The organism is Oculatella sp. LEGE 06141 (genome assembly GCF_015207605.1).
Lineage (GTDB): Bacteria > Cyanobacteriota > Cyanobacteriia > Elainellales > Elainellaceae > Oculatella.
The window spans coordinates 1-12,874 of record NZ_JADEWO010000104.1; the positions used below are offsets into that span (position 1 = coordinate 1).

Consider the following 12,874-nt stretch of genomic DNA (forward strand, 5'->3'; position numbering starts at 1 on the left):
CGTCCCCCCCACCCCCTCCGCAAGGGATGGCTTGGTTGGTCTCAAAGCGCGCTTCGCATCGGTTAAGTGGCAAGGGACAGTTAACGTTTCGTCTCAATTTTCTCCAACTCAGCAATGCGAAGCGATGGATATCACGTCACTAGTAGGCTCAGGCAGGAATCCCAATACTATTGGTTAATCTGAACAAATGACCAATGACGGAGCAGGAATAGTATGCTCACTCCCGCCTTAGGCTACTAGAGCCTGTTCGGAGGGGGTTTTTGGAAAAAGGGCTGTCCCTCCATGAGGGGGTTTGGGGGAAAAACTTCCCTAAGGCTCGGCTCCACACCATCAATCAACACCAGGTCAATAACTCCTTACCTCATACCCATTTCATAATCGCCCGTCACACCGTCACAGGATTGAGCAATGCATCAACACGTTATGTTCGTTTGTACAAGCTGTGAAAGTGCCCATCGAACCAAGCAAGCTATTCGCACCAGTGGTGGTGAGCGTCTTCTCAGGCAGTTACAAGCTCTCCAGGAAAGTGCATCTCTAGAAGCATTCACGATTCAACCAACGGAGTGTTTAGGAGCGTGCGAACAAAATTGTGCGATCGCTCTCAGTGCCTCTGGTAAACACACCTATTTGTTCGGTAACTTGCCGGTGGATGAAGATCATTTAGAGTCAACTGCTGCCGCTGTAATGATGGGGGCAAACCAATATCACACCAAACCGGACGGCACGCTCTCTTACATCAAGTGCCCTGAACTGCTGAAGAAGAACGTGTTGGCTAAGATTCCGCCCCTGCCAGAGAGTCGTTCCACCTTCGCAGGAGCATAGACAGCCGATGTCTTCTCTCCAAATTGATACCCTGGCATACGGTAGTCGATTGCGACAATTGCCACCCGAACATAAGCTGCTGTTTGCGATCGCCCTTTTACTCATCACCTATGCCGCTCAGGTTCCAGTACAACTTGCGATCGCAGGCTGGATTAGTATTTGGACGATGGTCTATGCGGGCATTCCAGCATCAGTTTATCTGCGGCTGCTCTCGATTACCATTGCCTTCTGGCTCACCAGTTTGCCTGCATTGATTGTGAATGGCATCGATCTGTCTCACCTGTCGTCGGTGCAAGCAGATGTTTGGCAAGGGTTCACCTGGGGAAACTATTATGTTTATCTGAGCTATCGGGGAGTGCAACAGGCTGGGGAATTGGGGGCACGGGCGATCGCTTCAACGGCCTGCCTTTACTTTGTGATCCTGACGGTTCCCTTTACTGAGATTTTGAGCGTGCTTCGTCGCATTGGCTGCCCTGCGTTGCTCATTGAACTGATGATGATGATGTATCGCTTCATCTTTGTCCTGTTGCAAACCGCAAACCAATTGTGGACAGCTCAACAATCTCGTGGCGGCTACCGCACCCGCAAACTCTGGATGAAGAGTTTAGGGCTGCTGATTGGACAATTGCTCCAGCGCACCTTAAAAAACTATCGTCAGATATCACTCACTCTCAACTCTCGCGGGTTTACCGGAGATTTTCGCGTCTGTCACTCTCGTCAATACCAACCGTCCAGGCGCTACAGCTTTGAGGCGCTGTTTGGCTGCACTCTGCTAGTGATGCTCACAGGATGGCACTATGTTGTTGGAATTTGAGAAAGTCAATTACACCTATCCCACCAGTCCCCAGCCTGCCCTCCAAAGCTTAACGCTACGCATTCCCAGGGGCAAACGTTGTGCGCTGCTGGGGCACAATGGCTGCGGCAAAACAACGCTGTTTCTTCTGGCAAACGGTCTCTATAAGCCCCAGGGCGGTGCCGTCCACTGGCAAGGCTCACCCATGCGTTACGATCGCCATTCCCTGATGGATTTGCGGCAAAAGGTGGGACTGGTGTTTCAAGACCCAGAGCAGCAGTTGGTTGCTTCAACCGTAGAAGAAGATATTTCCTATGGACTGTGCAACCTGGGATTGCCGGAGCCAGAAGTTAACCAGAGAGTGGAAAAAGCCATCACAACGTTTAACTTATCTGAGCTAGCGGCTTGTCCAGTTCATCACTTGAGTCTGGGACAGAAAAAGCGGGTTTCGCTGGCAGATGTTATGGTTCTCCAGCCCGAACTCTTACTGTTAGATGAGCCAACCGCCTATCTCGACCAACGCCACACCCGCGACTTAATGACCAAATTGCGGCAGATTCACGAAATGGGAACCACAATTGTGATGGCAACTCACGATCTAGACCTGGCATACTGTTGGGCAGACTGGATTTTTATTCTGGATCACGGCACATTAGTTCTAGAAGGAACGCCTCAAGATGTATTTGCTCAACGATCGCTTTTGGAGAGCCTTCAGTTAGGAGTACCTCTGGTCTTTGATGTGCTTGATCAAGTTGCCGAAGCACTATCCAAAAATTCGGAACAAGCAGAATATCAGGTCACACACAGCATTCCAGAACAGTTGCGGAATCGAATATTAGATGTGTTTCGGTATAGCTAAAGCACTCTAAATCGCCTCATCAATCAACCATTGATCAACAAGGAGTAGTTTCAAATGACTGACTACAAAATTTTTGAGTTGGGCGACTTTACGCTTCAGTCGGGGGCAACGCTTCGAAATGCCAAACTGGCCTACAAAACCTACGGTACTCTCAACGCCGATAAAAGCAATGTAATTGTTTATCCAACCTGGTACTCTGGCCAACATTATGATAATGAATGGTTGATTGGGGATGGCATGGCGCTAGACCCGCAGAACTATTTCATCATCATTCCCAACATGCTCGGCAATGGCCTATCGTCTTCGCCAAGCAACACGCCACAGCCGTACAACAAAGCCCGATTTCCCAATGTCACCTTCTACGATAATGTTCGCGCTCAACATTCTTTAGTGACTGAAATCTTTGATATCGAGAAAATTGCGCTGGTGGTCGGCTGGTCAATGGGTGCAGGACAAACTTACCAATGGGCCGTTAGCTATCCAGACATGGTTGAGCGAATCCTGCCTTTTTGCGGCTCGGCTAAAACGAGCTTGCACAACATTGTTTTCCTGGAAGGTGTAAAAGCGGCGCTGCAAGCGGATGTGGCTTGGAAAGGCGGTTGGTATGACGAACCGCCCACAACTGGATTACGGGCAGTGGGAAGAGTCTATGCGGGTTGGGGACTGTCTCAAGCCTACTACCGCGAGAAAGTTTACCTGCAACAGGGCTACTCATCGCTAGAAGATTTCCTTGTAGAGTTTTGGGAAGGCTTTTTTCTCAAGAAAGATGCCAACAATCTACTAACCATGCTGTGGACCTGGCAAAACGGTAATATTGGGAATACTCCCGGCTTTGACGGCAACTTTGAAAAAGCGCTCGGTGCCATCAAAGCAAAGGCGATCGTCATGCCCGCTGAAATGGATCTCTATTTTCCGCCCGAAGACAACGAGTATGAAGTGAAGTTCATGCCAAATGCCGAACTCCGGGTAATCAAATCCGTTTGGGGTCACTTTGCGGGCGGTGGTGCCAATCCAGTAGATACCCAGTTCATTGATGACCATCTCAAAACCCTGCTGGCTAGTTAGGGTACCCATGGATTGAATGGTGTCGAGCTATACAATTGCGTCGATCGTTTGTAAGTAATATCTTTTTCGGTATAAAAAACAGCCGTAGCAACATATCCGATCGCGTCTAACAACTATTTCGGTTAAAGGTTGTTTTCTAGCACTAATTTGATTTGAACTACAGATTAGGTTGAGGCACAATATCTTACCTGAAGTTGCTTATTTCAAAGCTACTTGAATATTGACTGCATTCTTGTAGTTCTAGAACGATATCTGGGTATTTCTAGAGTTTGATGATCTATAAATCTTTGCAAAAGAGTCGGTTTTTTCGCATCATTTTAGTAGGAAGTGGGTGAGTGATGAAGCGACGTAAGTTCTTTCAATATGCTGGATGGGGTAGTGTTGGATTAGTCGCAGGTGCCAGGACGCAAGTACTGGCTTTACCGTCAACACAATTGACTAGCAATGGTCTGGAGCTGAAACTATTCGATTTTCAAGTCCCTACTGTTGACTCTAAGGGACAACTGAAAGCATCTCAGTGGCATCAAGCAAAGTTCTTTCCAGAGAGCCTTGATGAGCAAGTAAATTTGGATATGGTAGCGATCGCTCCCGGTCATTTCAAGATGGGAACAACACGGAGTGAACGTGACCGTAAGGCTCAGGACTATCCTCAGCGATCGATCACAGTTCAGCCTTTCTTCATGAGTAAGTATCCAATTACCCAGTCCCAATGGGCGTCAGTATCTCGCTTGCCGAAGGTAAGACGTGACCTTGAGCCAGCCCCCTCCCATTTCAATGGGGTAAACCATCCGGTTGAAAGTATCTCCTGGCTGGAGGCCGTCGAGTTTTGCGATCGCCTATCTAACCATACCGGGCGCAGATATCAATTACCCAGTGAGGCGCAATGGGAATATGCCTGTCGGGCAGGGACTCAGACTCCATTTCATACAGGTGAAACCATCACCAGCAGTCTGGCAAACTATGTGGGCACCTACCCCTATCAAACAGAGGCCAAGGGTCTGTATCGGCAAACAACGGTACCCGTGGGCAGTTTTTCACCCAATGCCTTTGGTCTGTATGACATGCATGGAAACGTTTGGGAATGGTGTAGCGATCGCTATGCTGGCAACGCTCAAATTCGCTCGATTCGGGGTGGAAGCTGGCTAGACAAACCTGCCAATATGCGCTCGGCCAGTCGATCGGGATATGCTGCAACCTCATTAAATCGAATCATTGGATTTCGGGTTAGTTGTGCAGAGATTGCTTAAGGAATGAGAGTATTTAGGGAGTTAAATCTGTGGCATTGATGCAGAAGATTCCAGTTACGGTTTTAACCGGATATTTGGGAGCTGGTAAAACTACCCTCCTCAACCGAATCCTCACGGAAAACCACAATAAATGCATTGCTGTCATTGTGAATGAGTTTGGAGCGGTAGGCATTGATCATCAGCTTGTAGTCAGTGCCGATGAAGATATTGTTGAAATGAATAATGGCTGTATTTGTTGTACAGTACGTGGTGATCTGATTCGGATGATCAATGATTTAATTGAGCGACGCGATCGCTTTGATTACATCGTTATTGAAACCACTGGATTAGCCGATCCGGCTCCCGTCATTCAATCGTTCTTTGTGGATGAGGTGCTGCTGCGAAATACTCAGTTAGATGCAGTGGTAACCGTTGTGGATGCTAAACATGTGTGGGAACATTGGGACAGTAGCGAAGTGCAAGAGCAGATCGCTTTTGCCGATGTGGTACTGCTCAATAAAACAGATCTGGTGTTGCCAGACCTGCTGCGATCGCTAGAACTAAAAGTTCAGGGTATAAATGCGATTGCAAAAATTTATACCACCCAAAACTGTGAACTGAACTTGGATGCAGTTCTGGACTTACAGACCTTTGATCTAAAAAATGCCCTCACCATCGATCCACAATTTCTGGACGAAGATGCCCATATTCACGACGAATCCATTTACTCGGTGGCGATCCTGGAATCGGGCAGCGTCGATAGTGACAAACTAAACCGCTGGCTGTATCAACTGGTTCAAGTTCAAGGAACAGACATTTTCCGCATGAAGGGCATTGTGGATGTGGATGAAGACCGCCGCTTCGTCTTTCAAGGCGTTCACATGACGCTAGATGGCAGACCTGGCAAGCCCTGGAAGCCCAATGAACCTCGTCGTAATGAACTGGTATTTATTGGCAGAAACTTAGATGAAGCGGTTCTGCGGTCAGGTTTTCAGGCGTGTTTTGCGTAAAACCTAGGTAAAAGGGAGATCTCATGAAAATACAGCACAACCTTGGGGGTATAGAAGGACTGGCCCCAATCAACTATGAAAAACAGGTGTTTGTTGAACCCTGGGAAGAACGCATCTTTGGAATTCATACTGCCATGATGGCGTTAAGCAATCATCTCAATACATCCACTCCCCCTTATCCCATTGAGCAGGTGCCAACGGCATTTAAATCATTTTGGACATGGGGGCATTTGAGAATGGGGGCTGAAGCCATGAACCCCTTTGAATACTTCCGGTTGCGGTACTACGAAAAGTGGTTAGGAGGAATTTCAGGCTTTTTTGTGGAAGAAGGGTATATCACCCAGGAAGAACTAGATACGCGCACGGCTGAGTTTTTGGAAGACAGCGCCAAGGCAGGGGCACCGCTGCCATCTGGAGGCAATCCAGCGATCGATACCCAGGTTGAGCGATATTTACGAGAAGGGGATTCTCCCAAACGTTCTTACACCGGTACTCCTAAGTTCAGCGTGGGGGATACGGTCAGGGTTAAGAACACCTTCCCCGTTGATCACACCCGTCTACCGGGTCAGTTGCGGAATACGATCGCCACAGTGGTGCAGGTGTATGAGGGAGCCTTCACCTATTTCTTCCCCACCGAGGATGGGATTGGGACTCCAATGCCAGTTTACAGTCTGGCATGGAAACCAGAGGACATTTGGGCTTCAGCCTTGGTTGAACCAAACTCGTTGTACTACAACGACATCTTTGAAGTGTATTTGGAAGCTGCTTAGATCGTAGATTTAATCGACAACACTCTAAAGATGCAGCACGCTCGAAAGTGAACTATTGAAGGTGAAACAGGATGCCGAGTGGATATGACGGATTCAAATATGGTGCCGATCGCGAGATTTACAGCGCGGCAAAGGTGAAAGCTCTGGAATCGCTGCTAATCGAAAAAGGCGTGATTACCGGGAACACCGTTAATAAAATTCTCAGCTATTTTGAAACCGAGATGGGTCCCTTTAACGGGGCTAAGCTAGTCGCACGAGCCTGGGTCGATCCGGCGTTTAAGGAACGGTTAATTGCTGATTGCAATGCCGCCTGTGCCGAAATGGACTTTCCAGAGGGCATGTCTGGAGCAGAAGGTGAACACATGCGAATTGTGGAGAACACACCAGAGGTGCATAACATCATTGTTTGTACGCTCTGCTCCTGCTATCCCTGGCCAACGCTGGGACTGCCGCCGTACTGGTTCAAAGATCCCACCTTCCGGGCACGGGTTGTTAGAGAACCCCGCGTCGTCCTGAAAGAATTTGGGGTTGAGTTAGATGATACGGTCGAGGTACGGGTTTGGGATAGCAGTGCCCAAATTCGCTGGTGGGTGCTACCCATGCGACCCGCTGGCACAGAGGGCATGAGTGAAGCGCAATTGGCATCATTGCTCACGCCAGAGGCAATGATGGGCGTTGCCACAGTTACCGTCAACCGTTAGCAGGACGATCGATCGATGTTCACCAAGTTTGAGCATTTTGCGGCGACCAGTTTGATGGACACTCCTGGCAATGCCCCTCCCCGCAAGAATGGGCATCTGTCGTTTGAGCGAGACTGGGAAAAAACGGCTTTTGCGGTAGCGATCGCCCTCTCTAAGCAGGGACATTACGAATGGGAAGAGTTTCGCCAGATGTTGATTGCTACCATTCACGAATGGGAAGCAACCCATGCCCTGGATGATCCTGAGTGGGATTATTATCAGTGCTGGATGGCAGCGCTAGAGAAACTGGCGATCGCCGTTGGGGTCATCAGTAAAGCAGAACTTGAGGCGCAAATAGAGCCGCTTTTGACCTGTAAAGGCAACAGCCCGGATGTCTGAGGTTATCTCTGAGGTTATCTAAAACCATGAGGCGGTCATCCATCGGGTTCGCCTCTGCCTATTTTTTGAAAAAAGTTGAATGTGCCTGGGGCTGCTGAAAAACCGATGAATCGTCTTGCCCAATCCCAAAGCCTTTACCTGCGGAAGCACGCTGCAAATCCAATCGACTGGTGGACATGGTGTGATGCAGCGTTAGAAAAGGCAAAACAAGAGAATTTACCGATCTTTTTGTCGATCGGCTACTCTAGCTGTCATTGGTGCACGGTGATGGAAGGAGAGGCATTTTCAGATGAAGCGATCGCCGCTTACATGAATGCTCACTTTTTGCCGATTAAGGTCGATCGAGAAGAGCGCCCCGACCTCGACAGCATTTACATGCAGACATTGCAGGTGATGACTGGCTCAAAGGGCTGGCCGCTCAACCTGTTTCTCTCCCCAGACGATCGCATTCCGTTTTACGCCGGAACCTATTTTCCGCTAGAACCTAAATATGGCAGACCTGGTTTTTTAGACGTACTGCATCAGATTCGCCATGTTTACGATACAGATGCAGACAAAGTTTCTTCAATCAAAGGTGACATTGTTAGTCGGCTCCAGCAGACCATCATACCAACCACCGACGAGCTATCAGCCGACCTGTTGCAGCGAGGGTTGATCCACAACGCCGAACTGCTGATTTCTAAGGGCACGGGTCCCAGTTTCCCAATGATTCCCTACGCCACTGCCGCCCTGCGAGCCGCACGATTTGACTCGCCGCGCACTGCCTATGGCGTAGCCGGAATCTGCGAGCAGCGAGGGCTAGACTTGTTTCTGGGCGGCATTTTTGATCACATCGGGGGCGGATTTCATCGCTACACCGTTGACCCCACCTGGACAGTGTCTCACTTCGAGAAAATGCTCTACGACAATGGGCAGATTCTGGAATATCTGGCCGATTTATGGAGTACTGGGACAAAAGATGTGGCTCTGGAACGGGCGATCGCCCAAACCGTAAATTGGCTAAAGCGTGAGATGACCGCTCCTCAAGGCTACTTTTACGCGGCACAGGATGCAGACAGTTTTATCACGCCTGACGCTGTTGCACCCGAAGAAGGCGCGTTTTATGTCTGGAGCTATGCCGAATTAGCGCAACATCTCACTGTAGACGAGCTGCAAGCGCTAACAGAACACTGTACCGTTACCCCCTCCGGCAACTTTGAAGGCAAAAATGTTTTACAGCGGTATCAGTCTGGGGCGTGTGATCAGCTAGAAGCCGCATTCACAAAACTCTTCACCATCCGCTACGGTTCTGCTCCAGATGCGATCGCTCCTGTTTCCCCTGCCCGCACCAGCCAGGAGGCCAAAACTCATCCCTGGACAGGGCGCATTCCCCCTGTGACCGATACCAAGCTGATCGTGGCCTGGAATAGCCTGATGATTTCAGGACTGGCAAGAGCCGCTGTGGTGTTTCAAAATCGGGAGTATTTGGACATCGCCGCGATCGCCGCTCAATTTATTTTGGATCATCAGTGGATCGATGAACGTCTCCACCGAATTAACTACGGTGAACAGCCCAACATTATTGCCCAATCAGAAGATTACGCCCTGTTGATCAAGGCTCTCATTGATCTTGAACAAGCCACCCTCTCTATTTCTCCATCCTCCCCATCCCCTCAATCCTGGCTCTCTCAAGCCGTTGGCGTTCAGCAAGAATTTGACGAATTTCTCTGGAGTACCGATTCAGGTGGCTATTACAACACGGATGCAAGCGATCATTTAGTGATGCGAGAACGCAGCTACGACGACGGTTCCTTGCCTTCAGCCAATGGTGTAGCGATCGCCAATCTCGTTCGTCTCTTCCTGCTCACGAAGGAGATGCCCTATCTCGATCGAGCCGAGCAAGCCCTACGCGCCTTTAGCAGCGTGATGATCAATACTCCCCACCGATGTCCCAGTTTGTTTACAGCCCTAGACTGGTTTCGCAATCAAACCCTGGTTCAGACAAGCGGGGAGGCGATCGCTAGTTTAAGCCTGCGGTATCTTCCAACTATCGTTCTTCACAGCCACTCAGATCGATCTAACAATGTTGTGGGTTTAGTGTGCCAGGGGTTAAGCTGTCAATCTCCTGCCTGTAGCTGGGAGCAATTGCAAGAACAGGTTTGTCAAAGTATGATGCGAGGCTAGACGGTTCTACAGTAGAGCCTGCCGTTTAGTCCAGATGGGGTGAAGCACTATGAATTTCAATATATTCAGTTCTCAGGTTCGTCAACGTATTCAGCGTTGGGTCATCTGTCTTGTTGCGATCGCCACCATTACCCTGTTAACCCCAACCACCAGCGCAGCAGCAGACGCTGCAATTACGGTCTATCGAGATCCATCCTGTAGTTGCTGTGGCGGATGGATCGATCATTTGGCATCCCAGGGATTCCAGGCCAGCAATGTTCCTACCTCAGATATGGACAACCTCAAACAGCAATATGGCGTACCAGACGAGATGACATCCTGTCATACTGCCATCATTGATGGATATGTCATTGAAGGTCATGTACCCGTTGATGATATCAAGCGCTTGCTAGCAGAACAGCCGGATGTCGTTGGGATCGCTGTTCCAGGTATGCCAGTAGGTACCCCCGGTATGGAGTCTGGAGACAGCCGAGATTCATTCACGGTCTTTTCCTTTGATCAGCAGGGACACACAGACGTTTTCAACCAGTATTCCTTTTAGGATTAACCTGGTATCAACCCAGCCTCAACGCAGTCTTGCCCAAAGATCGTTGAAAAGTCTACTGCACGCCTGTTACAGGAATCATTCGCTTTTTAACCGTCCTCTCAAACACCATGAGGCTTTGTCATCTAAGCGAGGCATGTCTTTTGTCTCTATGTAGAAACATTCTGATAACAGGATGATGAGGGAACCGAAACCGTAAAGGTGCTTCCCTGTCCTGCCTGGCTTGAGAGCGTCACCTGCCCACCGTGAAACTCAACGACTTCCTTGACAATGCTGAGCCCCAGCCCTGTACCTGGAATTTTACCCGTATTGCTGCATCGATAGAACGACTCAAACAACTTAGCCTGTTCCGATTCTGGGATGCCAATGCCTGAATCTCGCACCTGAAACATAGCAACATCCACCTGACTACAAATGAGATTAAGTTGTATTTCCCCTTCGGCTGGTGAATACTTAATGGCGTTGGATAACAAATTGGTTAAAGCCGTTCTAAGCAAATTTGTATCAACACAGGCATCGGTATAAATTCCCCTGTGGCGGAAGACAAACTGGTGTTGAGTGCTGGTACTAAGCTTCATCTCCTCCATTAAATCACTACAGAATTGAATCAAATTAACCGATTCTGGATGGAATTCTAACCGACCTGCTTCCGCTTTACCAATTAACAAAATCTCGTCGAGGATCTGCGTCAGATGCTTGATGGCAGCCTTGATGCGATCGAAGTACTGTTGTCGCTTACTCTCGGTTAACTGTTTATCAAAGTTCTCTAATAAACTGGCAGATGTCTTAATTACGGTTAGAGGTGTCCGAAACTCATGCGAGGCGATCGAAATAAAATGAGATTTTAACTCACTAACTTCTCGTTCCTGTTGTAATTGCTGCCGCGCTTCTTCAGCCTGTTTATGCTTTGTGATGTCTTGAACCAAACCTACAATGCGGTAGAGCTGCCCTTCTGGGTTATACACCGGAAACGCTCGATCTCTCACCCAGCGTAAATCGCCATCGCCGCGAACAATGCGATACTGCTGATCAAAGGTTCCTTGCAGCCGTTGCTCTGTTACTGCACTAATCCGGGGCTGGTCGTCTGGATGAACACATTGCAGCCACGCATCCGGATGGGCGTACAGGCTCTCACAGGGCTGACCCCAAATCTCTTCATAAGCAGGGCTAACATACATCCATTTCTGACGACTCAGGGAGTACACCCAGAACACATCTCGGATATTCTCCGCGATTTGCCGAAATTGCTCCTCGCTACGGCGCAAAGACTCTGCCATGTGGTTCTGCATGAGCAGTTGTGCTTCCAGACGTTCGTTTGCCACACTCAATTCATGCTCGCGAGCCACCAGAGCCGTCACTAAATGATGAAAGGTTTGGGAGAACCTGGCGATCTCATCTTGACCCGACAGAATCGGCAGGGTAATGGCAGTATTACCCTGTCGGATCTGGTCAGCCGCCGTTGCAAGCTGGAGCATGGGTTGGGTAATTCGCTCTGCCAGCAGCCAACTGAGGAGGGCAAAGAAGATCCCCAGCAGGGCACCCCCAATTAAAATTTGTCGATGTAATTCCAGGGCTGGAACAAATGCATCTTCGGCTTTTTGGCGAATTAAGATAGTCCAGCCCAACCCAGGGTAATCTCGGTAGCCAGCACTTCTCATCATGCCAACTAGATAAGTTTCACCATCAGCCCACTGTTCAATGCGATAACCGCTCTGACCGGGTTTAACAAACTTGCTGCCACTCATTTCTAATGTTTGGCCTATCCAGGACTTGGGGCCTAGCAGTACTTTGCCATCCTGAGCAATAATAAACAGCTCTTTGTGGTCGGGTGCGGTTCGTAGTAACGAGGCTTCCACTTCCTCTTCCGCCCACTGCCAGCTTAAATGTGCCCCAAGCACACCACGCAAATTTCTGGCATCGATCACCGGAGCCGCCACATCAACGAAGCGCAAAGGCTCTCCGGTTGGGTCGGGGGGTAACAAGGTAGCCAATAACTTAGCTTCATGAACATCACCCACCATTGGGGCACGTTGCCCCTGAATAAACCAGGGGCGCTCGGCGACGCTTTCGCCGTGTAGAAGGTCTTCAGTGCTCAGTTGTACCACCCCTTGAGCATCTGTAAACCCAATCCAGGAGTAGTGCGGATAAGTGCTTTGTAATGTCTCTAGCAGTGCTTTCCGCTCGCTGTCGGGACGTTGCGGATTGCGAAATGGCTCCAATCCTGCAATAATTTGAACTTCACGATAGCGTTCAAACAGGCTTCGGTCTAGCTTGTCTGTTGCCGCGTAAGCCAACTCTGACAGATTGTTGCCCACATACTGTTCGATGCGATACTGAACCATTCTGCCAGTCACTTCGCCTAAAACGAGAGCAAGCAGAAATGTCACCCCACCAAACGTCAAGCTTAAGCGAAAGCGGAGACTGAGGGTTAACCAGAGCTGAGGGATGCTTTTCACAAACTTACGTACGCTTTATAGCAAATCTAGTTCAGTATTCCCTAGCTTCAAGATTTGAGTCATGTTCCAAATATAGGGATTCCACGC

Annotated in this window: 12 protein-coding genes; 11 read left to right on the forward strand and 1 reads right to left on the reverse strand. The window is 49.2% G+C overall.

Annotated features, from left to right (window positions below):
- The first annotated feature begins 408 nt into the window (after positions 1-408).
- The 11 genes from IQ268_RS30965 (at position 409) to IQ268_RS31015 (ending at position 10,328) form a co-directional block, all read left to right on the forward strand.
- Entirely contained in the window at positions 409-822 is a 414-nt protein-coding gene (locus IQ268_RS30965) for a DUF1636 domain-containing protein (protein ID WP_193887150.1), read from the forward strand.
- Between the two features lie 7 nt (positions 823-829).
- A complete protein-coding gene (gene cbiQ, locus IQ268_RS30970) occupies positions 830-1,636 on the forward strand; it encodes a cobalt ECF transporter T component CbiQ (protein WP_193887152.1) in 807 nt (268 codons plus the stop codon).
- The gene (locus IQ268_RS30975) at positions 1,620-2,474 is read left to right on the forward strand and encodes an energy-coupling factor ABC transporter ATP-binding protein (RefSeq protein ID WP_193887154.1); all 855 of its coding nucleotides are present in this window, start codon (positions 1,620-1,622) and stop codon (positions 2,472-2,474) included. The genes cbiQ and IQ268_RS30975 overlap by 17 nt, the downstream gene beginning before the upstream one ends.
- Before the next feature lie 54 nt (positions 2,475-2,528).
- Complete coding sequence (locus tag IQ268_RS30980) at positions 2,529-3,539, forward strand: alpha/beta fold hydrolase (protein ID WP_193887156.1); 1,011 nt, start codon at positions 2,529-2,531, stop codon at positions 3,537-3,539.
- 338 nt (positions 3,540-3,877) lie between these two features.
- Positions 3,878-4,786: a formylglycine-generating enzyme family protein gene (locus IQ268_RS30985; RefSeq protein ID WP_193887158.1), complete on the forward strand. Its 909-nt coding sequence runs from the start codon at positions 3,878-3,880 to the stop codon at positions 4,784-4,786.
- 38 nt (positions 4,787-4,824) lie between these two features.
- A complete protein-coding gene (locus IQ268_RS30990; RefSeq protein WP_193887173.1) occupies positions 4,825-5,775 on the forward strand; it encodes a GTP-binding protein in 951 nt (316 codons plus the stop codon).
- A 23-nt stretch (positions 5,776-5,798) separates the two neighbouring features.
- Positions 5,799-6,545: a nitrile hydratase subunit beta gene (gene nthB / locus IQ268_RS30995; RefSeq protein ID WP_193887160.1), complete on the forward strand. Its 747-nt coding sequence runs from the start codon at positions 5,799-5,801 to the stop codon at positions 6,543-6,545.
- 71 nt (positions 6,546-6,616) lie between these two features.
- The gene (gene nthA, locus IQ268_RS31000; protein ID WP_193887163.1) at positions 6,617-7,246 is read left to right on the forward strand and encodes a nitrile hydratase subunit alpha; all 630 of its coding nucleotides are present in this window, start codon (positions 6,617-6,619) and stop codon (positions 7,244-7,246) included.
- A 15-nt stretch (positions 7,247-7,261) separates the two neighbouring features.
- Positions 7,262-7,624, forward strand: a complete 363-nt coding sequence (locus tag IQ268_RS31005) for a nitrile hydratase accessory protein (protein WP_193887165.1) — start codon at positions 7,262-7,264, stop codon at positions 7,622-7,624.
- Positions 7,625-7,729: 105 nt separating this feature from the next.
- The gene (locus IQ268_RS31010) at positions 7,730-9,787 is read left to right on the forward strand and encodes a thioredoxin domain-containing protein (protein WP_193887167.1); all 2,058 of its coding nucleotides are present in this window, start codon (positions 7,730-7,732) and stop codon (positions 9,785-9,787) included.
- 49 nt (positions 9,788-9,836) lie between these two features.
- Positions 9,837-10,328, forward strand: coding sequence for a DUF411 domain-containing protein (locus tag IQ268_RS31015; RefSeq protein ID WP_193887169.1), 492 nt, complete (start codon positions 9,837-9,839; stop codon positions 10,326-10,328).
- 152 nt (positions 10,329-10,480) lie between these two features.
- On the opposite strand, the gene IQ268_RS31020 is transcribed toward IQ268_RS31015, so the two are convergent.
- Positions 10,481-12,787 carry an ATP-binding protein gene (locus tag IQ268_RS31020; protein ID WP_193887171.1) on the reverse strand — a complete coding sequence of 769 codons (2,307 nt, stop codon included), beginning with the start codon at positions 12,785-12,787 and terminating at the stop codon, positions 10,481-10,483.
- Positions 12,788-12,874: the final 87 nt, after the last annotated feature.